The sequence below is a fragment of the Streptomyces sp. NPDC005408 genome (assembly GCF_040606445.1).
Taxonomy (GTDB): domain Bacteria; phylum Actinomycetota; class Actinomycetes; order Streptomycetales; family Streptomycetaceae; genus Streptomyces.
In genome coordinates this window covers 90,146-115,958 of the sequence record NZ_JBEXEX010000020.1, presented here as the reverse complement: position 1 = coordinate 115,958, position 25,813 = coordinate 90,146, and the positions used below count along the sequence as shown (strand labels likewise).

Genomic DNA, 25,813 nt, shown 5'->3' with positions numbered 1-25,813 from the left:
GCGATGTGTGCTTCGCGTCAGCCCGGCAACTTCGGCTGAAGTGCGGCGGAGACCATGTCGAAAATGCCCCAGTAGCCGGAGACCCAGCTGCTGTCCGGCAGCCCTGTGCTCGTGCTCACGTGGGTGAACGCCTCGATGCCGACCCATCCCTGGAACTTTCCGGAGTCGTCGACGACCTGAAGCATCGGCCGCGGGTGGGAGTTGTGCTTGTAGCAGGGCTGGCCCTGGGCCAGTGACTGGCACCAGTACTCCTCGGTGTTGCGCCGTCCCCCGCCGACCTCCCCGATGTAGCGCACGCGGTCCTTGTCCGTACTGCTGCAACTGGTGTTGGGCTGGAGCCAGCCCATGCACGGGCTGCCGTTGCACTGCTTCCACGGGTTCGATGCGGCACCGAATGACCACGTCCCGCCCGATCCCTCACGCCCCACGATCCCCGTCCGGGTCGCCGGGTCGGTCGACGAGGCCTTGGTCACGACGAAGGCGCCCCTGTACGGCTGTGCGTTGTAGCGCGGGTCGTTGATCAACTGGCTCATGGTCGCCCGGCTGTCACGTTCCAGCGAGGCGTTGCTGCCGTACCCGACACCGAAGTTGGCCGTGTACGTGGAGAAGGTGCCGGCGGCCGGGATCTGGACATCGTTGCCGTACGCGCCGTAGAACGTCGGGCTGGTGATCCGGGCCGCGCCACCGGAGGCGAGTCCCGTCTCCACGTTCCAGTACTCGGTGAGCGCTGGTTCGAGCGGGGTTCCGGCGGCGTCCTTGGCCCAGGTCACGGCAAGCCGGCCGTCGCCCGTATAGGCGAAGGTGCCCTGGAAGCCTCCGGTCGGGTTGCCGGCGAACCCGTCGACAGTCCGGACGGCGCACGTGGGGACATCGCCGCCGCAGTCCGCCTTCATCGCGTCCACCCGCACCGGCTGGTCCCGCTGGGACCAGTTCCAGTAGCTGGTGGCCACCGTGCCGTTGGTGTTGAAGGTGTAGTAGCCCAGCCGCACCCAGTTGCGGTAATTGTTCTTCGACGCCAGGTCCATGTGGCCCACAGAGACGACCCAGTTCGCCTTGCCTCCGGGCAGAGGGGCGGCAGCCTGCGCATGGCCCGCCGAAACCAGCATCGACGTGAAGAGAGCGAACACCGCGAGCAGCGCTCCGGTCGATCTCCTTAAGACACTTCCCACCGCGTGCGTCAACAGGACTCCGATTCCCCAGGCGCATACCGGCCCCTTGGGGCCCGGGATGCGCACGTTCCGTGAACACTTCTCATTACCCGAAGCGCCAAAGCGAGTTCACGGCCATGCCCCCGCAGCGATGGAGCAGGTACCGCCGTGAACCCGATCGGGGGTTTCGGGTAACAACGGGTGTACCCCCCTACCCCCCACCGACAGCAGACACGGGAGACCGCGTGAACGGCCCGCCCGGCAGACCTGCCCACGACGCCTCGATCATCGCCAATTCGCTGGAACGGCCCGAGCTCTTCGGCGAGCTCTTCCACCGGCACGCCGGCGTCATCCATCGGTATGCGGCCCGCCGGCTCGGCGAGGGTGCGGCCGAGGACATCACCGCTGACACGTTCCTGACCGCGTTCCGTACGCGGGCGCGCTACGACTTAGCCAGGCCGAGTGCGCAGCCCTGGCTGTACGGCATAGCCGCCAACCTCATCGGAAAACAGCGCCGTAGCGAGGTACGGGCACTCAAGGCAATGGCCCGCACCGGCCACGATCCGGTGGCCGAGTCCTGGACCGACGGCTCCGACAATCGGCTGGCGGCCCAGGCCGCGCAGGGCCCTCTCGCGGGAGCCCTGGCCGACCTGTCGGCCGGTGACCGGCATGTGCTGCTCCTCGTCGCCTGGGCGGATCTCAGCTACCAGGAGGTCGCCGAGGCCCTCTCCATCCCGGTGGGCACGGTCCGCTCCCGCCTCAACCGGGCCCGAAAGAAGGTCCGCACCGCTCTCGGCGGCGTGGACCCCACGCTCGCACACGACGTTCTGGAGGTGGCCGGCCGTGGATGAGATGACAGCGGTCCGGCAGCTGCGCGCCGACGCCCCGGTCCCCGACCACGCCCGGCTCACCCCCGCCAGGCAACGGCTGCTGGACGAGATCGCCAAGCCCGGCCGCAGCCGCGGCGGGTGGAAGCTCGCGGCAGTGGGCGCGGCGGCGGCGGTCACGGCGGCCGCCCTGCTGACCACACTGCCGCTGGGGCAGCGGCACGATGCGCCGGCAAATCCGATGCCGCGGTCGGACCAGTGGGTGCACCAGAAGGTCCGGTGGGACACATGGCAGTGCGGCACAGGCGGCAGCACTCTGGGCTACAGCGAAGCCGACTACTTCAGCCTGGGGCCCTCTTCCCAGCGGTGCGTCGCGAAGCCCGCCAAGCCGCGCTATCAGGACAAGTGGATCCGTTACGACGGGCGAGTGCTGGCCACGCCGGACGACAGCTCCGAGGATCCGGACGACGTGGACGTCTGGAACGACCGCCATCCGGAATCGTGGGAGATGCTCGCCCCACAGCCGTCGGACGCTCTGGTGGCCGCTCTCCCCGACGATCCGCAGGCGGCGCTGAAGATGATCCGTAAGCGGACCATCCCCAGTCGGGACGGCAACGCGCCGCGCCTGACCCAGGCTCAGCGGGACTTCGCGGAGATCGTCGAGGTCCTTTCCGGATCGCCCCTGATCCCACCCGACAAGGCCAGGACGATCCACCGGGTCATCACTCGTCTTCAAGGGGTGACCAAGCCGGTCGAAGTGACCGACGGGGCGGGGCGGCCGACCATCGCGATCGGCGTCGACGGCAACTTCCGCGACTACTCCTACGAGCGCAACAGCATGCAGGTGCTGCTCGACCCGGAGACCTTTGCCTACCGCGGTGTCCGTTACCTGGCCGGAATCGGCTACTACGTGGGCGGGAAGGACTCGGGGGGACCGTTCGTGGCCAAGGGGACGGTGATCGCGACGGCCACCCGGGTCGACACCGATATCGTTGACAGGGCAGGTCAGCGCTCCTGAACGGGTCCGGTCCGAATGAGTCCGCCCGGCCCTCGTCCCTCCAGGTAGCGCTCGGCGACTGCCAGTGCCGCGGCCATGATGCTCAGCTGAGGATTGACCTCCGGGCAGCCGGGCAGCACCGCCGCGTCCGTGATCAGCACCCCGTGCACTCCGCGCAGCCGCCCGGCGGGGTCGGCCGGGAAGCGTCGGTCGTCGGCGCCTGCGGCGACCGTGCCCGTGGGGTGGTACGCGGACAGATGCAGATGCCGCGGGCCCACTCGCGTAAGGATCTCGTCCAGTTCGGGCAGGGAACGAGCCCGGGGTGCTACGGGGATGCCGGTGAGGACCTCCTGTGCGCCTGCTGCGAACAGGAGTTGACCCATCGCGCGTACCGCGCGCATCAGGCGGCCTCCGTCGCGTACGTCCAGGTCGTAGCGGAGCAGGGTCCGCTCCCGGCCAAGGACACGGCCCGACGGGCGGTCGGCGATCATGGCGCCGAGGGTGGCGAGCCGGTCGGCGGTCTCCAGTTCGCGCCGCAACTCGCCGCCCAGGCCCGGCAGCACGAAGGAACCCATGCCCGGCGGGGTCGCTGTGGCCTCGATCAGTACGCCTTGGTCGTGCAGTTCCTCCACGCCGACGCTCTGCAGCACTCCTTCCCAGGCGGTGACCGGCTCGGCGAAGCGGCCCGCGACGCTGGTCGCCGGATGGACGCTGAGGTTGCGGCCGAGCTGCGGATGGCCGCCGAGGCCCGAGCGGCGCAGCAGGGGCGGGGACTGCAGGGCGCCCGCGGCGACCACGATCAGCGGGGCAAGGATCTCGAACTCGCCGCCGTCCTCCCTCCGTACGAGCACACCCACCGCACGCGGGCCACCCGGACGGTCGGCGTCCACGAGGACGCGCCTGGCCTGCGCGCCCGTGACGATGCGGGCTCCGGCGGCGCAGGCGTCGGGCAGCACCGACAGCTGGACGCTCTGTTTGGCGCCGGTCGGACAGCCCACGACGCACTGGCAGGAGCCCTTGCAGTCCGTGGCGTTACGGCGCAGGGGCGAGGCCTGCCAGCCGAGGCGTTCGGCTCCGGCGAGCGCGAGCCGGCCGTTGTTGCCGAGGACGTCCATCGGCTGGGTGCCCACCCGGAGCGTGCGTTCGACCTCGTCGAGATACGGGCCGAAGCCTTCAGCGAGCGAGAAACCGAAGTCGCCTGTCCAGCGCGCGAGCACATGGTCCGGAGTGCGGTAGCAGGTCCCGGAGTTGACGACGGTCGTGCCGCCGACCGCCCGGCCCACCGGAAGCAGCAGCGGCGGACGGCCCACGGCAATCGTCGCCCCGCCGTCACGGTAGAGCTCGGCAAACCGGTCGAGCGGGGTGCGCCGCCCGAACGACGCCGTGGAGTGGTGGTGCCCTTCCTCCAGTACGACGACGCGGAGCCCTGCCCGGGCCAGGGTCCGGGCCGCCATGGCACCAGCGCACCGGAGCCGATGACCACGGCGTCCGCGGTGGAACGCGCCGGCCACTCGCCGGAAGGCGTGCAGTCGAGCGGGGGATCCTCACGCGTCAACGCATGTGTACGCACACCGTGTTCGAGCATTCGCTCGGTCCCGGCAGCGAGCAGGACAGGCACTTTGAGTACGTCGATCAGGGGCAGCAGCGAAGGCCGGGAGCCGATCGAACCGAGCACGGTCTCTCGTTCCTCAGCGGTGAGAGCGGCAAGCCTGCGGCCTGTGCGGGCCATCGCATACGCGTCGATGGCACCGGCCGCCACCCGCACCCCGGCCCGCGCCGGCGCGGGCATCGAGCCGATGACGGCCTCCAGCCTGCCGGGAACCCGCGCAGGCCAGTCGGCGGTGCCGTCGTCAGCGATGAGAGCGGCCACCAGACCGGTGAGACTCATCGTGTGCCCACCTCCGCGTGAGCCGTGCCGTCCAGGGTCCACTCGGCCTCGGTGCGCCAGCCGCCCCACCACCGCTCCAACAGGACGTGTGCGTCGGCACGTTCGCTGTTGCGGCAGGTCGCGCGGCTGCCGTCCGGGTCGGTGTAATCGAGCGCGAGCGTGCGCTCCTCGGGCTGGGTGACCTCGACACGGATACGGCGCAGACCGGCACGGCCGGTCGCCGTCCAGGTGGGCAGGCCGATGGCGCAGCGGAAGCGCCCGAGCCCCGCCCAGCCGACCGCCGTACGCTCCGCCCTGCGCGGCCAGGTCCGGCCGCCGCGGCGCAGCCGCAGGAAGACCAGTGGCGGCAGCCGTCGCAGCCCGGGCCGGGTGGAGACCGCGGCGACGACCTCCAGCACATCGCCCCTGCCGAGATCCGCGTGCAGCCAGGCCCAGCGGCGCGCGTTGCCGTGACCGTAGATCCGGGCGGTGGCTCCGGGAGCATCGACCGGCGTCACGGTCGAGTTCTCGTACGAGAACGTGCCGCCGTACGAGGCACGCGCGGCCGGAAGCATCTGTGCCGCGGGCAGCAGGGGGCGACGCCAGGACCAGCGCGGGAAGGTGAACAGGGGGGCGCCCGTGGTCCGTTCGGTCAGGTCCCAGCTCAGGGCGCCCGCCGAGCCGGACAGCCGTCCGGGTGCGGCCGAGACGCCGTCCGCGGTGAAGCCCTCAGCGGTGTAGCCGTCAGCGCTCCCGGTCCACTTCGCCGGGCCGAAGCGGGCGTGCCGTACCGGACCGTCCTTCGGGAACACGGCGGCCCAGCCGTGAGCGAATGCCTCGGAGCCGTCGGCGGGCGCGGTGAGTTCATGGTGAAGCCACAGCCCGGTGCCGGTCGCCGGGTCGGTCAGGGTCGTGTACCAGACCTCGGTGCGGCCCGGTTCGCCTTTCCAGCGCGGTGCCAGATGGGCAGCCGCGTCCTCATGTCGCGGGAAGCGGAAGCTCGCGAGGAAGGGCAGGAGCCCCGTGGCCACCGGGAAGCGCAGGGTGCCTTCGCCGACCGGGGTTCCCTCCTCGTACAGCGTGAAGGGCAGCACTGTCATCGACGTCAGCGGCCTTCGGGGCGTCACGGACTTCCAGCCGTCGAGGGTGAGTCGGCGATCTCCGGCCATGAACGAGATCTTGTAGCGGATGCGCCGCCTGGCCAGCGGCGATATCTCCAACTTGCCCTCGGCACACGGGTCGTCGGCCCATCCGGCGATCCGTGTCCGCCCGGTGATCCGCGCCTCGGTCGTGCCGCGGGGACGCAGCACGCGATCCGCGGCGGCCTTCAGGTCGAGCCGGACCGCTCGGGTCCGGTCCTCCCCGTCGAGCCTGACCGTACCGAGCATCGTCTCGCGGAAGACGGTTCCCCTGGCACCACTCGTTGCTTTGGCTGCACTCGCACTCATGCGAGGCCCTCCAGCATGATCCGCTCCGTCGCCGTCAGATACGCCTCGGCCGCCCGCCGCGCGCCGCTCTCGTCACCCGATGCGACGGCTTCGACCACCGGTTCCAGCCTGGCGTGCGCGGCAATGGGGTCGGTGAAGGGGCCCACGAGGGCGGCCCGCACCGGCAGGTAGGCATTGAAGAGGGTATTGGTCAGCAATACGTAGACCCGGTTCCCTGTGGCCCGGGCCAGTGCCCGGTGCACCTCGATGTCGGCGAGCTGCACGGCGTCCCCGCCATCGGCCGCCCGCACCAGCGCCAGCAGGGAACGCAGCTCTGCCCGGTGGTCCTCGGTGGAGCGGGCCGCGGCCCGCTCGGCAATCAACGCGCCGACGCTGCGCCGCACTTCGAAGATCTCGCCGATCCAGTCCGGACTGTGCCGCACGAGCATGGGCAGCAGATCGGCCCCGCCGAGCCGCGCGTAGTCGCGCACCCGGGTGCCCACACCGTGCCGGGTCTCCAGGAGTCCGGCCTGGACGAGGCGGCCGAAGGCGTGCTTGAGGGTGGTCCGGGTGACGCCGTATCCGTCGGCGAGCCGGCGCTCAGGAGGCAGATAGCTGCCGGCCGGGTGATGCCCGGCGAGGATGTCCTCGCGCAGCCGTGTCTCCAGGACATCGACGATGGTCTCGCGGGGCAGCGCCTCCATGTGGACCCTCCTTCGTGACATGAGTGGCTCAGTGGATGAGCCACTCAACCAGGAGGGACAGGCGGAGTCAATGGCTCAATCACCAAGCAGCGCCGGGGCGTTACGGCGCTTCCACGGATGAGGTCAGCGGGAGCCGATCACGGTGTTGAGGGTGAAGGAAGCGAGGAAGGGGCCTGCGGACAGCGAGGTGAACCAGCGACGGCCGCGCTCTTCGTCGATGTGTCCGTCCTTGATCGCCTGCTGCACATTGCGGCCCAGCCCCATCTCGCCATGACGGGCACGGCCAGGCGGTAGTAACGGCCTGCGTCACCCTGGACGCGGATACGAGCGAGCGTGCCGTGCGGATGCGGGGCGAAGGTGTACGTGACGTGCATGGGCATCGGGCCCGCCACGGACACCATGTCCAGCACCCGCGGCGGTTCGTACGCGGCGACACGGAGCACGTAGTCGATGCGCTTGCCGAGGAAGTACGCGGTACGGGTGACCTCGGCGCCGACGCCGAAGCCTCCCCCGTCCGCCTCCCGGGTCTGCTCCGCGTGCGGATGCCCTGCGTCCACTCTGGATCGTTGCTCCAGTCCATGGCGTAGGCCGCCACCCGGTCGGGCGGGAGCGGGATCACGCGCTCCGCTTTCTCGTCGATCGTCACGCCGGTGCCTCGGCCTCCTCGCCGGTCGCCCCCGCCCTTCGGTCATCCGGCCCACTCAGGATTCCGCCCGCTGGCACCGAGCGCACGGTGGAAGGCGGGCGCGTCGGCCGACACCGGGACGGGCGGACCGTAGGAGCCGTTGGTCCTGGCCTGCTCCGCGATCTGTTCGACCGCGCCGAGCGCGACGCGTCCGGCCTCCTCGCTGATGACGAAGGTCCGCCCGGTGGCGCGGGCCAGGTCCCAGCCGTGCAGGGCGAGTTCCTCCAGGGTGATCGTGGCCGCGAGGCCGGCGGGCATCTCCCCAGGGCCGAATTCGGTGGTGCCCTCGTACGCGACTGGGTCACCCCAGGCCGCCGCGGCCCGGTTCGCGGACTCGGCGACGGACGCCGGGGATGCGGCCGATGCGGCGGCCTCGCCGGGCTGCGGCTCCTTCCGGGCGGCGCGCGCCGAGGAGGACAGGGTCCCGCCGAGGTGGTCGAGGAGCTCGGCGACGGTGAACTTCTCGCACGGGGTGCGGTCGCCGAGCTGTTCGCCGCGGATGCCGGAGGCCGTCGCCGCGACCGCGTCGGCGCATTCCCGGATGGCGGTGGGCAGTGTGCTCTGTGGGGCGTTCATGGGGTCTCTCCCTCGGGTTCAGGCGGTGAAGAAGGGCGCGGGCTTGCCCGTCTCGGCGTAGGCCTTGAGCTGTACGAACTTCGTCGCCCAGCCGTATGTGAAGTCCCGGTAGGCGTCGTCGACGGCCGGGAAGCCGCTGTGGGTGAAGCGCAGTGTGACGTCGCCCTCGGGGCGGGTCAGGACCGCGTAGGTCTGCACGGTGCCGGTCCAGGGGCCGTTTTCGGCCGCGAGGACGAGCCGCTTGCCGGGCTCCGCCTCTGTGATCCGCAGCCGCCACGGCTCCGGTACGCCCGGGAACCGCAGCTCATGCAGGCCGTCCACGCCCTCGCCCGCGGTTGCGGTCGTGGTGAACCAGCTCCTGATGCCGTCGGTCGTGGAGATCGCCGCGTACACGGTGTCCGCGTCGGCCTCGATGTGCAGCTGCATCGCGATGTCCGCCATGGGATGTGCCCCGTTCCTCGTCGCTTTAGTACACACTAAAATGACTTCGACTGGAAGGCAAATTGCAGCAGCGGCTAAAATGAACACCATGGATGCGGTACGGGCGGTCGCCGAGCCCAGGCGGCGCGAGATCCTTCGCCTGGTCTGGGACTCCGAGCTGTCCGCGGGCGAGATCGCCGAGCGGTTCGACGTCACCTTCGGCGCGGTCTCCCAGCACCTCAAGGTGCTCAGGGACTCCGGCCTTGTCACGCTGCGCCAGGACGGCAAGAGGCGCTTCTACCGGGCCGACCGCGAGTCCATGGGCCCGCTGGCCGACTATCTGCAGTCCATGTGGGCCACCAAGCTGGACACCCTCGCCGAACTGGCGGAAGCGGCCGAACGCGAAGAAAAGTCCGAAGGGACGAGCTCGTGAGCACCGACCTGGTCACCCTGGAGCGACGCATCGCCGCCCGGCCCGAGACCGTGTTCTCCTTCTTCACCGACCGGAACAAATGGCTGTCCTGGATGGGCCAGGACGGCGAGTTCAGCTTCCAGCCCGGCGGCGCCTACCGCACCACCGTCACCGGCCAGAACATCGCCGAGGGGCGCTTCGTCGAGATCGACCCGCCCAAACGCCTCGTCTTCACCTGGGGCTGGCAGGACAGCGAACTGGCCGTCCCACCCGGCTCGACCACCGTCGAGATCACCCTCGAACCCGACGCCGAGGGCACCCTGCTCCGCCTGGTCCACCGCGACCTGCCCTCTCCCCAGGCGCGCGCCGCCCACAAGGACGGCTGGATCCACTACACGGAGCGGCTCGCCACAATCGCGGAGGGCGGCAACCCCGGCCCCGACACCTGGATGTGACCTCCTGGCCGTCGGGAAATGAGTTGACGGTCAATGTCCCGGCCCGTTCGGATGGGTCCATGTGCGCAAGCAAGATGCATGCCGACGAGGCAGACATTGACGTAGCTCTCGTACGCCGGTTGCTCGCCGCGCAGTTCGCGCAGTGGGCGGACCTGCCCATCGAGCCGTACCCCTCGGCCGGGACCGTCAACGCGGTGTACCGGCTCGGGGACGACATGGCTGTACGACTCCCCCGTATCGAGTCGGGCGTCGGGGATGTGGAGAAGGAGCACCGGTGGCTGCCGCGGCTGGCTCCGCTGCTTCCGGTGGACATTCCCGTCGCGCTCGGCAAGGGGGAGCCCGCCGAGGGATATCCCTGGAACTGGTCCGTGTACCGCTGGCTCGACGGCGAGCACCCGCTCGTCGGCGGCCTCGCCGACCCCGGCCTGCTCGCCCTGGATCTGGCGGAGTTCGTCGCCGCGCTGCACCGGATCGATCCTACGAACGGGCCGCTTGCCTACCGTGGTGGGCCGTTGAGGACGCAGGACGCCGAGACGCGTACGGCAATCGGAGAGCTTCGGGGAATGGTCGACACCGAGGCGGCGACAGCGGCGTGGGATGCAGCCCTGCGGGCGCCGGAGTGGTCCGGTCCGCCCGTCTGGGTCCATTCCGATCTGATGCCGGGGAACCTCCTGATCGACCGGGGACGGCTCAGCGCGGTCATCGACTTCGGGACCATGGGTGTGGGCGATCCTTCGTGCGACTTGATCGCCGCGTGGAATCTCCTCCCGGCCGATGCGCGGGACATCTTCCGTACCGCGTCGAAGGCCGATGACGCGACGTGGGCGCGCGGTCGCGGCTGGGCGCTGTCGATGGCCCTCATCCAACTCCCGTACTACGAGGACACGAACCCGGCGATCGCGGCCAACGCGCGCCACGTGATCCGGGAAGTACTCACCGATCACGAGCACGCGCGCTGACCCGAATCGCGAACGGGCGCGTGTGCGGGACCGCCGCCGACCGCCGAGCACCCCGGAGAGCGTGCCGCACGACCGCACCGTCGTGCAGCCATTACGGCATGCCCGCGCCCATCTGCGGGTCGGTGTCGAACAGGCCCAGTTCGGTGACCCGGAGTAGTGTGAAGGAACCGGGAGCGCTCTGAGCGTGTCGGCCCATGCTTCTCGACGTCTTCGCTCCACACCCTTGGGCGCATCATTCGCCGGACAGCGAGGCCATCATGAGACGTGTGGAATCAGAGCCCGCGGAAGGGTTCGCCGAGGTTCGTATCGTCGCCGCGTCCCCCGAGTCCGCCCGGCGGGTCGCCGAAGTGCTCCGGAGCAGCTTCGCGTCGACCGAACAGCGCAGCTACCCCGCCGGCCACGAGGGTGGAACCCGGCTCCACATCACCGTGGACACCACGCACCCTTCCGAGCCCTCCGAGTCGGACGCGCCTTGGCTGGTGACCAGTAAGTCGGCCAGCGACGACCGCCCGCACGCGGACGAGGTCTGAGCAAACAGCGTCTGAGCCAACAGCGCTCCAGAAAGCGGCCGTCATGGCATCACTGACCGAGCGGAAGGCGTACCGCGAGAAGATCATGCACGCCCTGTACGAGGCCACAGAAGGCAGCCGCCTTCTGGGCGTCACCGGGGCGAGGCTGCTTCACGATCTCGGGATCCACGAAGAGGATCTGGCTGCCGCCTGCACGTACCTGGTGGGCGAGGACCTCATCACCGTCGACTGGGCCACGGGCAATACGCCCTCCATGGTCACACTGACGCATCAAGGCATTCGGCGCATGGAGGCCGAGGAGGAAGAGCGCGGTTGACGCGGGATTCGGCCCGCGTCCCGCCTCATTCCGGAAACGGCGCAATAGCGGCGTAAAATAAGGAATTGGGTTGGTGCACTCTCACGTGCAACCGCCCGGAAGGGCGGTCCCGACGTGTATACGCCGGGGCCGTTGCATCGGAGTACCCTGAAGGCACCGAGGACACTTCGTGCACCAGCCTTCAAGCTCGTGTCGTTTTCGGCGATTCACGACACCGGGCCGGTTGAGTCCGGCCCGGGGCAGGGTCCGCGTCATGACCGCGACCACTTTGGATACGCACGCGGTCGAAGACCGGACCCCTTCTTCGTTGCCGCTCCGCCTCATGCTGGCGCCGGCCGGCACCGCTCCCGCTCTGATCGACGGTGCGTGGTGGCCACGTACCCGGGATCTGGCGGCGGAACTCCCCGCGCTCATCGCGGTACTGGACCCGCTGTGGGGACGGATCACCCGCGTCACGGTGAACCCCACCTTCTGGCCCGTCATCCCACGCAAGGTGCCCGTCGCCGGGCACGTGGTGCATGTCGGCTGGTTCAAGGCCGAGCAGGACCCCCACAAGCTGCTGCTGCTCTCCTACACCGCCGGCCGCTGGGACCTTCTGGTGATCCCCCCGGAGACCAGTCCGGCCACGGCCGCCAGGCTGATGGCCACAGCCGCTGACCCGTCGCAGAGTCTCACCGCGAGCGGATTGATCCGGGAGGCCGAGTTCTTCCGGATGGCGGCCGAAGCCGATTGGGACTCGACGCGCGAGAGGGTCTGGGACTCCGAAGGCGGCCATGAAGCGCGCGGCCCGATCTCCCATTCACCTGCGCGAGCGGTCATCAATCAGGTGCCGGATCCGACGGAAGCGATGTGAGGATCATGGGGACCTTCTTCACCGTGCTCGTGCTGCTGGCCACGGTCGCCCTCGGCGCGCTCGCGATTCACATGCTCAACTCCCAGCACGACGAACGGATCGCGGCCTTCCCCTACGGCCGTGCCAAGTCGAACCTTCGCAATCCGCCCACGGCGGATCCTCACACGTCCCGCGGACTCGTGGCTTCGAGTGCCACTGATGGCCGCCGCGACCGTCGCGTCGGAGGCTCCGGGCGGATCTGGCCCCGCCGTCTCGTCCGGAAGTGAGACACCATGCGCAGACCACCCGTGCAGAAGTGCCCTCGGAGGGGCGGCAGCTCATGACGCGCTTGGGGTCACCTGGTCATCGATGACCACATGGTCCGTATCGACAGGTCCGTGGTCGACGACCACACAATGATCATCACCCGCGGGCCTCAGGACCACTTCTCGTTCCTGGTGATCCCGCTGCATGCCGACGCCTCCGCCGCGTACACCGTGATGACCATGGCCGTACAGGACAGCAACTGCACATCGGCAGAGCAGATCCTCGCCGACACCGGCATCACGCCCGCATGAGCCAATGCTCGATCCGAGGTGCGAGGGGTCGCTCGGGTAGGAAGACTGGTTCCATGACAAACAAGGCAGTCCTTGAGGGAGGTCCGGATGATCTGCAGGAGCGGATCGTCCCGATCACCCCTCCCGGACAAGAGCTGAAGATTCCGCACCGCGGCGGGTTCGAGCACTTCAAGGTCACGTCGCGGCATCAGGACAGCCCAGAGGGACGGCTGCCCGTCTATGAATGGTGGGAGCGGACAGAGATCGCCGAATAGCGCGTCCGGGAGGGCGCGGCGCTGAGGACCTGGTGCTGCGGGCCCGGTGATGCGCGCAGTCCTCTCGCTACCCGGCGGGAGCGGCCGGTCGTCGATACGATCGGAATATTGCCGACCGGCTCCCGCGGGCTTGCCGCCGGGGGACGATCGAGCGCGGCGAGGAAGGCCGCCATGACCACCATCTCCGTCAAGGCCGCGCCTCTGCAGGAAGGGCTCACGCTCCCCTACGCCGAGGCGGGCTATCCCCGTGGCACTCCGGTCGTCTTCGTCCACGGCCTCTCCGACTCCTGGTGGTCCTTCGAACCTCTGCTGAGACGACTCCCGGCATCCCTGCACGGCTACGCACCCACCCAGCGCGGCCACGGCGACGCCGACCGTCCCCCTGACGGCTACCGGCCCGAGGACTTCGCCTCCGATCTCGTGGCCTTCCTCGACGCGGTCGGTATCGGCCGCGCGATCCTCGTCGGCTCCTCGAGCGGCGGCGTGGCCGCCCGCATCGTCGCCGGCAGCCACCCCGACCGTGTCTCGGGGCTGGTCCTGGTCGGTGTCCCCGCCACCCTCGCGGACAAGCCCGGGATGACCGGAATGCAGGAGACGATCGAGGGCCTCTCCGATCCCGTCCCGCGGGCGATCGTCGAAGACCTCATGTCCGGGATGGTGGCCCGCCCGGTGGCCAAGGGTCTGATCGAGACCATGATCGAGCAAAGCCTCAAACTCCCCGCCTATGTCTGGAAAGAGACACTGCGCGGACTGCTCGAAGCGGATCTGCGCGCGACCCTCGCGGGCATCCTGGTGCCGACCCTTCTCATCTGGGGCGACGAGGACTCTTTCCTCCCGCGCAGCGACCAGCAGACCATCCTCGACGCCATCCATGGCGCGCGTCTCCTCACGTACGAGGGCGTCGGCCACGTCGTCCACTGGGAAGAGCCCGGACGCGTTCTCGCCGACCTCGCCGACTTCGCGGCGCGCACGGCACCGGCCGACGCTCCGGGAAACAGGTAGCTCGTCGGGCTGAGCAACTACCATGCCTGATTCCCGATGCCTCGACCGAGGAGACGCGTGCGCCAACGCCTTGTTCCCCTGGCCCTGTTGCTGCTTGCCGTCGTCGTCGGCCTGCTGTTCGTCGCCGCAGGTCTGCGGGGCCGGTCGGCCGACGTCGTCTGCCCTGGAGAGAACAGCCCCGCCGGGAGCCAGGGCGAGGAGGTGCCCGGCCCCATGCATCCCGGGGACACCTCATGCGCTGTGATCCTGCCCGGCGGAAAGTACGGCGGCACGCGGACCTACGAGGAGCAGAAGAGCATCCAGGTTCAGGAGGCGCGCCACGACGTGTGGATCGGCGCCGCCGTGATCGCCGGTGGGGGCGCCGGGATCGTGTGGATCGGCCTCCGTGGAGGGATGCGCTCTGCCCGCCGGTGGCGGACGCGCCGGGGAGACAATGCTTCGTGAAGCGGGGTTCACGAGAGGAGACATCCGTGTCCGACCAAGCGGCTCCCGGCGATCGCCCCGCCCGCCCTCCGCGTCGTGGACAGCGATGGACCTCCTTCGTCGCCGATCCCACGACCCCGGAGAAAGCGTCACGCGGGCTGCACGAGGCAGCGAACCCGGACCACCGGCTTCGTGTGGAGCACGACCAGTACACCCTCCTGATCCACCTCAGCGACGAAGACGGTCATGGGTGGACCACCGTCGCGGTCGACCGTGCGACGCGCCAGTGGGCAGTTGCCCAGGACACCCGGCAGTCCGACACCTCACGCATCGCCTACGAGGGGCTGTACGGGCCGCCCGACCACGGATGAGCGGCTCGTCCGGCTGGATCGCGGCGTGGCACGATGACCGCCATGTCAGGTCAACCCTGGGTATCCCTCATACGTTGGGCGGCGTTGCGCTCGGCGGCGACGCGGAGCGTCGGCGACTGACGACAACGCAGCGAGCGTGCGTGCCAGGGCACGCGAGCCCGGCAAGATCCGAACCACAGGCCCTAGGACGGGGGCCGGTCGCGCGGGCGAACAGCCGGCGGCGCGACCGATGTGCGGCCCGGTCCTCCCATGTGGGAGGGCCGGGCCGCACCTGCGGGAGGCCGGGCCGCACTGTACCGAGCCCTCCCCCAGGTACCTCAGGCCACCTGGCGGCCGGAGGTGTCCGCGGGCAGCACGACCGGGATGACCGGCAGCATCATGCCGCGGTCCGTAGGCGCGCTGTGCGTCACGAGTTCGCCGGCGCGGGCGAGTTCGAACAGATCGGGAAGCTCGTATGCTTCGGCGGCTTCGATGTCGACCTCGTATCCGAGGTCCTGCAGGCTCGCGACCGTCACACGGCTGAGCGGATTTCCGGGCGAGCCGACGAAGCCGGACATGAGCTCGTTGTGGAAGACGGTCTCCCGCCAGTGGCTGTCGGCGGTGCCGGGACCGCCGGTGCTCTCCACCGGTACCGGAACGGGTCCGCCGGCGCCCATGAGCTTGCCGAGTTCGTCCATGGCGGCGCCTCCGACGAAATTCGGATTGGGCGTCCGGGGGTCTTTGAGAAGGCCCTTGTCCTCCCACACCGTGCCGATGCCCACAACGTGCCCCATTTCATGGGTGATGACATCGAGCAGGGTCCCGTCGTCCTCCATGTGTGCCAGATCGGCCGTGTCGAACGACATGATTCCCTTGACCGGCAACAGGGCACCGAAGTTGGCCGAGGCGGAGCGCACATGTGTCGGACCCGCCTGTCCAAGTATTCTGCCGGTGCCGTCGATCGGCACTCCCTGAGCAAGTATCAGAAGGTCGTCGATAACCTCGCCGCCGAGGATGACCGTCGGCAGATCGCCGATGATGACGCGCGCCCAGCGGTCGGCCGCCTGCTCGAAGGCCTGTTCCTGAGTATCCGTCAGCCCTCCGAGGAACCGCACTTCGATCGTGAATGGCGAGGTGACGGCGGCGAGTTCATCCGCGCGTGCGGGATCGGCAACCGCGCGGTACGTACGGTAGGTGCACATGGCCTCTCCTCTGCTGAATTCTGCTCGATGGTTTCTCTTTCGAGCATAGGAGCCGGGCCGTTCGGGTGCTCAGTACGTTTCGCGCGGGCAAACCAAATTCAATTCGCAATAATCCAGCGGTCCAGTATTGAAGGGCCAACCACTGGCCCGTTCGGGTGAGCACCTATGGGCATTCCGTGCCCATAATGAAGGAGGGGCGACAAGCCATGAACCCACGTGCAGGCGAGGTCCACGAGGAGGCGGACCGAAATGACGGTGGAGCAGTTGTCCCAGGCCGACGCGGAATATCTTTCCCAAATCAAGCAGGCCCGCGACCGCTACGAGATGCGAGCAGCGGAGCGGGCCCGTAACCTGCGCGTCCTCGACCGGCGCGGCATCCTGTATGCCGACGCTCCGGAGCGGGTGGAAAAACGGCTGGCACGCCTGGGCGCCGACATGGCGCTGGCCACGGCGATCGACCAGACACCGGCGGCAGCGACCACGGGCAGCAGCCTGGAGCTGGCCCCGGACTCCTTCGGTGCCGATGTGCTGGGTCTTGAACGCCTCATGGGGCGCAATGACCTCATCGGAGTCGGTTTCCTCGAAGCCGGCTTTCTGGCGGCACGCTCGATCGGCCGGGTGACCCTGCGGAGTGGAGGCGGAACGCTCCACGGCACCGGATTCCTTGTGTCCCCCACGCTCCTGATGACAAACAATCATGTGCTGCGCAACGCGGACGAAGCGGGCCGCGGGGTCATCGAGTTCAACTTCCAGGCGGGCCTGGACGGACAGCCGCTCGTGCCTGTGGTGTTCAAGCTGGAGCCCCAGACGTTCTTCGTCACCGACCGCGCCCTCGACTTCAGCGTGGTCGCCGTGGCGCAGCGCTCGCAGGACGGCCGGCCGCTCTCGCCGTTCGGCCGGCTGCCCCTCAAGGAGGCCGAGGGCAAGGTCATCCTCGGCGAGATGGTCAACATCATCCAGCACCCCAACGGCGAGCCCAAGCAGCTCGCGCTGCGCGAGAACAAGGTCGTGGACCTGCTGGAGATGTTCGTGCACTACGCGACCGACACAGCTCCCGGATCATCGGGGTCGCCGGTCTTCAACGACCAGTGGGAGGTCGTGGCGCTGCACCACGCGGGTGTTCCGCGCACCGACGAGAACGGCAAACCCCTTGCCGTCGACGGTTCCATCTGGGAGCCGGAGATGGGTGAGAACCGGCTCGACTGGATGGCGAACGAGGGCGTACGGATCAGCCGCGTCCTGGGCACGCTCAGGCAGCTGCCGATGTCCGGTGCCGCCGCCGCTCTCCGCGAGGAGATCTTCGCGGCCGGAGCGTCCCTGCACCCCGTGGAGGTGTCGCCGCCGCTCTTGCCGCCGCCGAGCGGGACGAACGGCGTCGTCGGACCCCAGAGCGCCGTGGGCCTCGCGGGCCTGGCGCCGGACGGGGCCGCGCAGCCGTCGGTGTCCGGCGGGACGGTGCGCTTGAGCGTCCCGCTGAACATCACGGTCAGCCTCGACACGACCACCTTCCAGGCTCAGACCCAGACAACGGCCGCGGCTCCGGGGTCCATTCCGGCCACCGCTCTCCCGGGTCTTCCGGGTCCTGCGGTCGGACACATCGACGGTCAGTCGCCCGCCGAGAACGACCTGGCCGCCGCACTCGTCAACCTCGCGGCCGCCAGGGCCCGCCCCTACTACGACGCGGCGGCGGACCGGACCGCGCGGGACGCCTACTACGCCGACATCCGCACCGGCAGCCCCACCGGCCTGCGCGGTGCGCTCGCCGAGCTGCTGGAGACGACCCACGAGCACCGGCCCGCGTACAAGCCGATGCGCATGCTCTACCCGTGGGTCGACCTGCACCCGGACGAGCAGCTGCGCAGTATCTACTCGGGCAAGGACTTCACACCCGAAGAGCTGATACAGGCCGACGCGGCGGTGGAGGCCGCCCGGATCGGACGCTGGCAGGAATTCCTGCTGCACGAGAGTGCGCCCGGCCCCGGCGCGCTGGAGGCCGAGTTCGACGCACTGGAGGCCGCCCTGCCGTTCAACTGCGAGCACGTCGTGCCCCAGTCCTGGTTCGCCAAGAAGGAGCCCATGCGCGGCGATCTGCATCATCTCTTCGCCTGCGAGTCGGCGTGCAACAGCTTCCGCGGGAACATCCCGTACTTCGACTTCGCGGACAGCGAGGAAGTCGTACGGCATTCCTGCGGGCGCCGCGAGCCGCTCAAGTTCGAGCCGTCGGACGGCAAGGGACCGGTCGCCCGGGCGACGCTGTACTTCCTGCTGCGCTATCCCGGATTCATCGGGGACGAGGCACGCGAGCTCCAACGGGAGCGCCTGGACCTTCTGCTGTCCTGGCACAGCGCGGACGAGGTGAGCGAGTACGAGCGGCACCGCAATGCGGCGATAGCCGAGATACAGGGCAATCGCAATCCGCTCATCGACCACCCGGAGTGGGCCGAGAAGATCGACTTCGCCGGCGCCTGGCCCTGACGGATCCTGACGGCACCGGTCCTCACACCGGTCCTCGAACCGGCCTCTTCGAACCGGCCTCTTCGAACCGGCCTCCTCGAGCCGGTCCTCACACCGTGAAGGGCCGCTGCTCCAGGAATTCGGCCCCGGGGCGCCCGGTCACGTAGAAATTCGGGCTCTGCGTGGCCGGCATGTTCCGCACGATGTCCCGGTGGAAGGCACGGTAGCCGCCGCGGAAGGTTCCGCCGTCCCAGACGTCCAGCAGCGTGCCGGTGAACTTGCCGTTGACCGGGCCGTCGGAGGAGAGCTGGTTGTCCTGGCAGCCGGAGATGAGCAGCGCGTTCGCTCCGTCCTCGCGACCGTTCTCGGTGCCGACTGCGCGCTGGATCTCCTGGAAGAACTCCTTGTCCCGCTGGTAGATCTCGTACTGCTTGGCGACCGGCATGAGTCGTGAGGTGTTCTCGATCTGGTTCGGGTCGCTGGTCTGGAACTGCTCCTGCATGGCCTCGGGGCTGAGGACCTCCCGTACCTCGATGCCGGTGCCGCTGTGGCAGGAGTCGAGGAAGGCCAGGATCCTGACGTCCGTGTCGAAGCGGCCGAACTCCCTGTACAGCTCGTCGTCGAGGAACTCGCGGTCGTAGAGGACGAGGGTTTCGTCGAAGTCGTCCAGCTCGTCGTCGGAGCCGACGGCGTTCGGCATCTGACCGCCGTGGCCCGAGTACGAGAACATCAGGATGTCCCCGCTCTTCAGCTTTCGGGCCGCCTTGCGCAGCTCGGCGGTGACGTTCTCGACGGTGCCGTCGGTGGTGAGGAGAGTGGTGTCCTCGAAGCCCGCTTCGCGGGCCAGACGGGCCATGTCATTGGCGTCGTTCTCGCATGCGACGAGCTCGCCGTCCCAGCCGTTGTACTTCGCTGGGTCGACCCTGTTGAGTCCGACGTGGAGGGAGAGGCCGGTGGCCATGAGGGGGGCTCCTTGTGCCTGGGTGACGTGCGTCGTCTGCATAGTTCCGTGACCGTTCGGTGTCTGAACCCCATTCGGGCGGTCGGGCGCCCGAATGGCGGACACATCACCGCAGGCCAATACTGAAAGTGACCGGCGTCCAAATGACCGGAGCCCGTGCGGTGTCGGGAGGCACGAAAATGCAACCCAGGGTCATTTACGTCCACGGCAATGGGAACAAGGTTCGCTCGGAATTGCTCAAGTCTCAGTGGGACACGGCCCTTTTCGGCAGGGACATGGGTGATTTCTCGCGCATGGCGTACTGGGCTCCGCTTCGGTACGACCACCCTCTGCCCGACCACCGGCCCGACCCGCTGGACGGTGGCCCGTTGGACGAAGGACCGCCGGCGACCGAGGGGGTACCCGCACCCGTGGAGTTCGAGACGCCTGAGGCATTCGTGGCGAGAACCATCGACGAAGCACGGTTCGACGCGGGTGATGTCGCGCCGGAGTCGGTGCCGGGCACCGGCGAGGTGAAGAACGCGCTCAGCGATTGGCTGCTCAGGATGACCTATCTCGGGGACACGCTCGCCGAGACGGAGGAGACGGGGCTCGGATCCCAACTCCCCCTCGAAGCACTGCCGCTGCCCGGATCGGCCCGCAAGGCGGTGTTCCGGCTGCTCGTCAAGCGCACCTTCAAGGATGTCTACGCCTATTTCTTCGGCGGTGCCGGAGCGGCGATACGCGAGGTGGTCAGGAAGGCGCTGGAGGGCCCGGACGGTGCCCCCCTGGCGATGGTCGGGCACAGCCTCGGGTCCATCGTCGCCTACGAAGTACTGGCCGATGAGGAACGGGACATCGAGCTGTTCGCCACCGTCGGATCGCCGCTGGCGATCACCGAGGTGCAGGACCATCTGGCGAAGCCGCCCGCGGTTCCGTCGGGCGTACGGGTCTGGCGCAACGCGTCGGACCTGCGGGATCTGGTGGCACTCGACCACACCCTCCGGCCCGAGTACGCACCTGTTGAACGGGTGACAGATCTGCTGGTCACGAACGACAGCAAGAACCATCACGGCATCTCCGAATATCTGGGAAATCCGCAGGTCAGAGGGCCATTCCAGCGGATGTTCAGCCACCTTGCGTGAGCATAGACCGGGTGGAAACATGACAACTAGGAGTTAGTCCGTCTCTTGCTCTTCAGGGGCGGCTGGGCAGGTGTGGCATGCCGTTGGCCGACACGGAATGGGACCTCGTGACCATGTGGGTACGGGAGTACCTTCTCGACACCACCGACCCCCACACCCAGCTCGTCCAGTACGGATTCGCCCCGGAATTCGTCTCCGCCCTGCCACTCACGGCGGTCAGCGCGGAGAATGCCCGCGCGCTGGTTCAAGCTTCACGCAAAGACATCCAGCGGCAGCTCAAACTCATCGAGGTCGTCGCCACGGTCGACCGGCTCAGCGTCCTTCCGGAAGTCTCCAAGGCGCTGGAATTCAAGGACCGGCTGCGCGAGGACTGCCGCGTCCACGCCTCGCAGGACAATTTCCGTACCTGCGTCCTCAAGAACGGCACCGAGGTCTTCATAGACCGGCAGAACCTGCGGGAGACGCTGCGTCAGTTCGTCTACGACCCGGAGAAATCCGTACTGCTGGTCGACGGCGATCCGGACAGTGGCAGGTCGTACACGTACAACCTCATCCGCCATATCGGGCAGCACTACGGCTTCCGTCCGGCGAGAGTGACTCTGTCGCACACCTCGACCGCGGACAAGGTCGTCCGCCGGCTCGCGGAATTCGTCTCCGACCCGGGCGCGGGAATCTCACTGCTGAACCCCACGGAGCTCAACGACCTGCTGCCGTCGATCGACGACGCCGTGCACTGGGTCGTCGGCAGGGCCACCGCCGTCGAGGACCGCTTCTGGCTCGTCCTGGACGAGTGCGACAAGCTCGATCCCAGCTCCGACGTATGGGACTTCATCGGGCAACTGGCCCTCGCAATCTACGAGCACGCTGCCGTACGAGGCGACCAGGCACCCCGTCTTGTGCTTCTCGGCTACGGGCCCTCGATGCGCCAACTCCCGTACGACCTGCGGGGAAGTCTCTGCTGGGACACGGCCCGGGTCGCCGAACCCGACGATCTGCGCAACTTCTTCAACCAGTACTTCCACGAGTCCCCTCCCGAATTCCTCACCGGTGGCCCGCCCGGGGAATCCACGATCGCCGAACTCGTGGACGTGGCCGTCGAGGAGGTGCTCCGGGCCGCCGAGACGGACGGCAACGGCGGCAGCGAAAGCTACATGCGGAAGATCTGCACCGCAGCAGAGGGGGCCATTCATGTCTACCGAACCCTCTGAGGCGCGGAAGATCTTCAGCGCCCGGCTGCGCCAGGAACTCCGCGCAAGTGAGGACCGCTCCAGCGCCGTCTCGGACGCCCGCGGCGCCTATCGGGAAGCGGCCTGCCTCCTCACCCGCTTCGACCCCATGCTGCTCCGCCTGCCCGGCGAGAGCCGCGCCAGCGGCAATGCGGTACTCGAACTGCTCGACGACTGCACGACCATGGGCATGAAGGAGCGAGCTGTCTGGGGCCTCAAGGCCGATGTCCGGGACGAAGCGCTGCGCGGCCTGGCAGGGCCCGAAGCCGCCCGGCGCGCCCTTGAGTGCAATCTCGACCAGCTCCAGGACGAGCCCGGGCCGGAGCGCATCTGCCTGGCCTATCTGTCGGACAGCCCTCCGGCGAAGAGCGCCCGGGCGGCCGACGAACTGGCCGACACCCTCCAAGCGGTGCTGTGGCTCTCGCGCGTGCCGGGTATGAGCGGACTGCCGGATACCGAAGAACTCCAGCACACTCTGGAGCGGGCCAGACTGCTGCAACCACTCGAACGTCTCGTGCAGGCTCCCTTCCAGGGGCGCACGGGCGAACTCGACGAACTGCACGACTACATCGGCACGTCTGCCGTCTCCGCCACGCCTGCCGACTCCGCAGCGGGCGCCCCTCCTGCTCCGGTGCCCCCACTGGTCATCCATGGCCCCGGCGGCATGGGCAAGAGCACCCTCCTCGCCAAATTCCTCCTCGACAGCATTCACGACCGCGGCCTCGGTTTCCCCTTCGCGTACATCGACTTCGAGCGGCCCACAATCTCGATCCACGAACCGGTCACGCTCATCGCCGAGGTAGCGCGGCAGCTCGGCATCCAGTACCCCGCTCACCGCGCCGAGTTGGACGCCTTGGCGGACGAGTGCCATCGCACGGCCCGCAGTCAGCGGGAGGGCCAGGAACGCGTGACACAGCTGCACGAGCTCGCCACCACCCGGTCGGTCATGGGACGCCGCTCCTCGCAGGAATTCCAGCTGCTGGCCGGCGAGCGCGAGGGCGACCTCATCCGGCGCACGGCCGGTGTCCTGGTACGGGCGGTGGCCTCGGCAGAACAGGAGGACCCGCCGTTCGTCCTGGCCATCGACTCGTTCGAGGAGGCCCAGTACCGGGGCTCACCCGTCCTCGGCCGGATGTGGGCGATGTGCGTCTCGTTCCAGAACGTCTACCCGCGGCTGCGTGTCGTCGTCTCCGGGCGCGCCTCCGTGGACCATCCGGCACGGTCCGTCGTCCCGCGGGACATCGAACTCCTCGAACTCGATCCGGAGGCCGCCGTCGGCCTCCTCGCCTCGTGCGGCATCAAGGACCCTGAAGTGGCATGGGTGCTGGCGGACCGCGTCGGCGGGCATCCGCTCAGTCTGAAACTGGCCGCCCGGGCCGCAACGCTCGCCGGAAGCGAAGCCGACCGGATGGGCGACCTCATCCGCAGCCTGCCCGCCCGGCGCGAGCAGTTCTTCCGCCGCGTCGACCAGATGCTCGTCCAGGGCATCCTCTACGACCGCATCCTCAACCACATCGCGAATCCGGAGGTACGCCGTCTCGCCCACCCGGGCCTGGTGCTCCGCGTCATCACCCCCGAGATCATCAAGGACGTACTCGCCGAACCCTGCGGGCTGCGGGTGGAGACCCTCGACGACGCCCGGCACCTCTTCGACGAGCTGTCCCGCCTCGACCTGGTGGAACCGGCCGGGCCCGAAGCCGTGCGGCACCGTACCGACGTACGCGCCATCATGCTGCGACTGCCGAGCACCGACCGTTCCGACGTGATGCGCACGGTCGAACGGCGCGCCGTCGAGTACTACGAAACGCGCGACGGTCTTGAGGCACGCGCAGAGGAGATCTATCACCGGCTGCGGCTCAACGAGAACCCGCGATCGGTGGAGGAGCGGTGGCTGCCCGGCATCGAGCGCTTCCTGATCGGCGCGCAGCAGGAGATGAGCCCGCGGGCCGCGGGCCTGCTCGGCGCGAAGCTCGGGGGCGAGGCCCCCGACCATGTCATGGCGGGCGCCGACCAGCAGGACTGGGAGCGCATCGCCGCGCGCGAGGTGGAGGATCTGCTGGCTCAGGGCTTCACCGAAGCCGCGTTCGTGCGGCTCGGGGAACGCAGGCCATGGATGCCGTGCAGCCCGCTCCACTCCCTGCTGGCCGAGACGCTGAACAGGCTCGGACGGCAGGACGAGGCGCGCAGAGCGGCCTCGGAGGCGATCGCTTCGACTCAGGCAGTGGGGTGCGCGGAACAGCAACTGGAACTACTCCTGCTCTCCGCCCGACTCGCTGAGGACGCGGACGACCTGGAAAGCGCCGAGCATGATCTGCGGATCGCGGAGGACATTGCCGTGAACCTCGGGCAGGACCTGGAAGCGATGGGTGCACTGCTGGCCCGGTCGCGGCTCTCCACCGGCGCCGAAGTGGCCGACAACGACGCCGACAACCAACTTGCGCAGCGGCTGCGGCGGTTGCCCGACGGTGTTCTCGCCGACCAGCCCGCCCTCGTACGCGCGGTGGCGTCGCAGGTCTATCCGCAGGATCCCGGCGCGCTGGAGCACGCGCTCGATGTCGTGGGGCTGCCCGCGGACGACGAGGCACTGGAGACACTCGGAGCGGCGATACGCCGTGCGGCCGCCGACCAGCCGGCGCTGCTCGGCTCTCTGATGGACATCCTGAGCGACGCGGCCGGCCCCTCCAAGCCGCAGGCGGGATCAGGCCCGTCCGACACCACGGGCATCCTGCGCCTGGCCCGCGACCGCGGCACCCTCAACAAGCTCGCCCGGCGGCTGCTTGCCGTACGCGACAAGAGCGGTGAGATCGTCGCCGGAGTGGCGGCCGCCATGGGCGCGGGCACCGCCAGTCGTACGTCGCGGACAGGCAAGGCCCCGCGGGAAGGCGGACACACCGGAAGCGAAGGGAACGGCCCCGCGCGGCCTGGTCGGTCATGAGCGCATACCTCTCGGCGGACGAGATCCTCCAGGTGCGGGACGCGGCCCTGGAGACCGGGCTCGCCGACCCCATGGTCAGGCCGCTGCTGTTCGACGGCATCATGCCCAGGTACCGCGGCACGCTGCCGCTGCTTCCGGCGCCCGGGCGGCAAGTGCACTCGGACCTCAACCAGATGAACGGGGTCGAGCGGCTCGTGGACGGTTCCGTACCGCTGGAGATCTGGCTCCGTAACGCCATCGCCCAGACGACCGAGGCCGCACCGCTCGCCCTGTTGCAGCGCACCCTGGACGACGTGGCGCGCAGCGCGGGAGGCGAGCCGGACGTCATGGCGGGCATGCCCGCTCCGGACATCCAGGAGATCAAGGAGGAGATCGTCCACCGCGACGACACGGTTCCCTTCGACTTCCTCCGGGGCGGCGATCTGGCCGGAACGGCCGTCGCACGTATCAAGGTTCCCCCCTACCAGGGAGGCGCGCCGCTCCAGCCGAACGGCTTCCCGCACTCCGGCACGGGATGGCTCATCGCCCCTGACCTGCTCATCACGAACCACCATGTGGTCAACGCCCGTTCCGGCACGGGCTCGGGACGGCCCCGGGCCGATGCCGAGGACCTGAGCCTCCAGGCGCAGCACGCACACGCGCGGTTCGACTACGACACGGACGACGTGGAGACCGAGGAGGCCGCCGTCAGCGAACTCGTCGCCGCGGACCCGGAGCTCGACTACGCGGTCGTGCGCCTGACCACCGAGCCCTCCCGGCCGGTACTGAAGCTGGCGAAGGAACCCCTGTCCGTCGCCAAGGGCGATGTCGTGGCCGTCAACATCATTCAGCACCCCGGCGGACAGCCGAAGCGCGTCGCCCTGCGCAACAACCTTGTCTACGCGGCGGACGAGAACGACGTGCGCTACTTCACCGACACCCGCGGCGGATCATCCGGATCGCCCGTCTTCACGGACGACTGGAAGGTGGTCGCACTCCACCGGGGCACGCGGCGCGTCGAGGACGTGATGTTCCAGGGCAGGACGACGGCGTTCGTCAACGTCGGCACGCAGATGGGCAGCATCATGCGCCATCTGAAGGCGAACAGCCCTGAAATCCATGGCGAGATCGAGACCGCACAACACGACTGAACAACACCACTGAGGAGAC

Annotated in this window: 27 protein-coding genes and 1 pseudogene; 19 read left to right on the top strand and 9 right to left on the bottom strand. The window is 68.9% G+C overall.

Annotated features, from left to right (window positions below; translation table 11 throughout):
* Positions 1–17 precede the first annotated feature (17 nt).
* Complete coding sequence (locus ABZS64_RS20525; protein ID WP_355831277.1) at positions 18–1,181, bottom strand: hypothetical protein; 1,164 nt, start codon at positions 1,179–1,181, stop codon at positions 18–20.
* Between the two features lie 212 nt (positions 1,182–1,393).
* On the opposite strand from ABZS64_RS20525, the gene ABZS64_RS20520 reads away from it, so the two are divergent.
* Positions 1,394–1,999 (top strand): RNA polymerase sigma factor, encoded by a 606-nt coding sequence (locus ABZS64_RS20520; protein ID WP_355831274.1) that lies wholly within the window; start codon positions 1,394–1,396, stop codon positions 1,997–1,999.
* A complete protein-coding gene (locus ABZS64_RS20515; RefSeq protein ID WP_355831271.1) occupies positions 1,992–2,993 on the top strand; it encodes a hypothetical protein in 1,002 nt (333 codons plus the stop codon). Before ABZS64_RS20520 ends, ABZS64_RS20515 begins: the two co-directional genes overlap by 8 nt.
* Here ABZS64_RS20515 and ABZS64_RS20510 read toward each other — a convergent pair.
* The 6 genes and pseudogenes from ABZS64_RS20510 to ABZS64_RS20485 all read right to left on the bottom strand — a co-directional run bounded on the left by ABZS64_RS20510 (position 2,981) and on the right by ABZS64_RS20485 (position 8,672).
* Positions 2,981–4,426: a GMC family oxidoreductase gene (locus ABZS64_RS20510; RefSeq protein WP_355831268.1), complete on the bottom strand. Its 1,446-nt coding sequence runs from the start codon at positions 4,424–4,426 to the stop codon at positions 2,981–2,983. The genes ABZS64_RS20515 and ABZS64_RS20510 overlap by 13 nt on opposite strands.
* 430 nt (positions 4,427–4,856) lie before the next feature.
* The gene (locus tag ABZS64_RS20505) at positions 4,857–6,287 is read right to left on the bottom strand and encodes a hypothetical protein (RefSeq protein ID WP_355831265.1); all 1,431 of its coding nucleotides are present in this window, start codon (positions 6,285–6,287) and stop codon (positions 4,857–4,859) included.
* The gene (locus tag ABZS64_RS20500; protein ID WP_355831262.1) at positions 6,284–6,970 is read right to left on the bottom strand and encodes an FCD domain-containing protein; all 687 of its coding nucleotides are present in this window, start codon (positions 6,968–6,970) and stop codon (positions 6,284–6,286) included. Before ABZS64_RS20500 ends, ABZS64_RS20505 begins: the two co-directional genes overlap by 4 nt.
* 137 nt (positions 6,971–7,107) lie before the next feature.
* Positions 7,108–7,616, bottom strand: a pseudogene (locus tag ABZS64_RS20495) (SRPBCC family protein).
* A 42-nt stretch (positions 7,617–7,658) separates the two neighbouring features.
* A complete protein-coding gene (locus ABZS64_RS20490) occupies positions 7,659–8,231 on the bottom strand; it encodes a TIGR03086 family metal-binding protein (protein WP_355831259.1) in 573 nt (190 codons plus the stop codon).
* Between the two features lie 18 nt (positions 8,232–8,249).
* Positions 8,250–8,672, bottom strand: a complete 423-nt coding sequence (locus ABZS64_RS20485; protein WP_355831257.1) for an SRPBCC domain-containing protein — start codon at positions 8,670–8,672, stop codon at positions 8,250–8,252.
* An 88-nt stretch (positions 8,673–8,760) separates the two neighbouring features.
* On the opposite strand from ABZS64_RS20485, the gene ABZS64_RS20480 reads away from it, so the two are divergent.
* The 12 genes from ABZS64_RS20480 (at position 8,761) to ABZS64_RS20425 (ending at position 14,783) form a co-directional block, all read left to right on the top strand.
* Positions 8,761–9,084, top strand: a complete 324-nt coding sequence (locus ABZS64_RS20480) for a metalloregulator ArsR/SmtB family transcription factor (RefSeq protein ID WP_355831255.1) — start codon at positions 8,761–8,763, stop codon at positions 9,082–9,084.
* A complete protein-coding gene (locus ABZS64_RS20475) occupies positions 9,081–9,518 on the top strand; it encodes an SRPBCC domain-containing protein (RefSeq protein ID WP_355831253.1) in 438 nt (145 codons plus the stop codon). The genes ABZS64_RS20480 and ABZS64_RS20475 overlap by 4 nt, the downstream gene beginning before the upstream one ends.
* Before the next feature lie 59 nt (positions 9,519–9,577).
* A complete protein-coding gene (locus ABZS64_RS20470) occupies positions 9,578–10,477 on the top strand; it encodes an aminoglycoside phosphotransferase family protein (RefSeq protein WP_355831251.1) in 900 nt (299 codons plus the stop codon).
* Between the two features lie 257 nt (positions 10,478–10,734).
* Positions 10,735–11,007, top strand: a complete 273-nt coding sequence (locus ABZS64_RS20465; protein ID WP_355831248.1) for a hypothetical protein — start codon at positions 10,735–10,737, stop codon at positions 11,005–11,007.
* Positions 11,008–11,050: 43 nt separating this feature from the next.
* A complete protein-coding gene (locus tag ABZS64_RS20460) occupies positions 11,051–11,323 on the top strand; it encodes a hypothetical protein (protein WP_355831245.1) in 273 nt (90 codons plus the stop codon).
* A 253-nt stretch (positions 11,324–11,576) separates the two neighbouring features.
* Complete coding sequence (locus ABZS64_RS20455) at positions 11,577–12,176, top strand: DUF5994 family protein (protein WP_355831241.1); 600 nt, start codon at positions 11,577–11,579, stop codon at positions 12,174–12,176.
* 5 nt (positions 12,177–12,181) lie between these two features.
* Positions 12,182–12,442, top strand: a complete 261-nt coding sequence (locus tag ABZS64_RS20450; protein WP_355831238.1) for a hypothetical protein — start codon at positions 12,182–12,184, stop codon at positions 12,440–12,442.
* 72 nt (positions 12,443–12,514) lie between these two features.
* Complete coding sequence (locus tag ABZS64_RS20445; protein WP_355831342.1) at positions 12,515–12,733, top strand: DUF5994 family protein; 219 nt, start codon at positions 12,515–12,517, stop codon at positions 12,731–12,733.
* A gap of 53 nt (positions 12,734–12,786) precedes the next feature.
* Complete coding sequence (locus ABZS64_RS20440) at positions 12,787–12,987, top strand: DUF5988 family protein (RefSeq protein WP_355831235.1); 201 nt, start codon at positions 12,787–12,789, stop codon at positions 12,985–12,987.
* Positions 12,988–13,158: 171 nt separating this feature from the next.
* Positions 13,159–13,989 (top strand): alpha/beta hydrolase, encoded by an 831-nt coding sequence (locus ABZS64_RS20435; protein WP_355831233.1) that lies wholly within the window; start codon positions 13,159–13,161, stop codon positions 13,987–13,989.
* Between the two features lie 57 nt (positions 13,990–14,046).
* The gene (locus ABZS64_RS20430; protein WP_355831230.1) at positions 14,047–14,433 is read left to right on the top strand and encodes a hypothetical protein; all 387 of its coding nucleotides are present in this window, start codon (positions 14,047–14,049) and stop codon (positions 14,431–14,433) included.
* Positions 14,434–14,459: 26 nt separating this feature from the next.
* Complete coding sequence (locus ABZS64_RS20425) at positions 14,460–14,783, top strand: hypothetical protein (protein WP_355831227.1); 324 nt, start codon at positions 14,460–14,462, stop codon at positions 14,781–14,783.
* Between the two features lie 317 nt (positions 14,784–15,100).
* On the opposite strand, the gene ABZS64_RS20420 is transcribed toward ABZS64_RS20425, so the two are convergent.
* Positions 15,101–15,964, bottom strand: a complete 864-nt coding sequence (locus ABZS64_RS20420) for a leishmanolysin-related zinc metalloendopeptidase (RefSeq protein WP_355831225.1) — start codon at positions 15,962–15,964, stop codon at positions 15,101–15,103.
* A gap of 249 nt (positions 15,965–16,213) precedes the next feature.
* On the opposite strand from ABZS64_RS20420, the gene ABZS64_RS20415 reads away from it, so the two are divergent.
* Positions 16,214–18,439, top strand: coding sequence for an endonuclease (locus tag ABZS64_RS20415; RefSeq protein WP_355831222.1), 2,226 nt, complete (start codon positions 16,214–16,216; stop codon positions 18,437–18,439).
* An 88-nt stretch (positions 18,440–18,527) separates the two neighbouring features.
* On the opposite strand, the gene ABZS64_RS20410 is transcribed toward ABZS64_RS20415, so the two are convergent.
* On the bottom strand, positions 18,528–19,379 hold the full coding sequence (locus ABZS64_RS20410) for a caspase family protein (protein WP_355831219.1): 852 nt from the start codon (positions 19,377–19,379) through the stop codon (positions 18,528–18,530).
* Positions 19,380–19,654: 275 nt separating this feature from the next.
* On the opposite strand from ABZS64_RS20410, the gene ABZS64_RS20405 reads away from it, so the two are divergent.
* The 4 genes from ABZS64_RS20405 to ABZS64_RS20390 all read left to right on the top strand — a co-directional run bounded on the left by ABZS64_RS20405 (position 19,655) and on the right by ABZS64_RS20390 (position 25,794).
* A complete protein-coding gene (locus ABZS64_RS20405; RefSeq protein WP_355831216.1) occupies positions 19,655–20,503 on the top strand; it encodes a hypothetical protein in 849 nt (282 codons plus the stop codon).
* A 77-nt stretch (positions 20,504–20,580) separates the two neighbouring features.
* A complete protein-coding gene (locus ABZS64_RS20400) occupies positions 20,581–21,711 on the top strand; it encodes a hypothetical protein (RefSeq protein WP_355831213.1) in 1,131 nt (376 codons plus the stop codon).
* On the top strand, positions 21,692–24,664 hold the full coding sequence (locus tag ABZS64_RS20395) for an AAA family ATPase (RefSeq protein ID WP_355831210.1): 2,973 nt from the start codon (positions 21,692–21,694) through the stop codon (positions 24,662–24,664). Before ABZS64_RS20400 ends, ABZS64_RS20395 begins: the two co-directional genes overlap by 20 nt.
* On the top strand, positions 24,661–25,794 hold the full coding sequence (locus ABZS64_RS20390) for a trypsin-like peptidase domain-containing protein (protein WP_355831207.1): 1,134 nt from the start codon (positions 24,661–24,663) through the stop codon (positions 25,792–25,794). Before ABZS64_RS20395 ends, ABZS64_RS20390 begins: the two co-directional genes overlap by 4 nt.
* Positions 25,795–25,813: the final 19 nt, after the last annotated feature.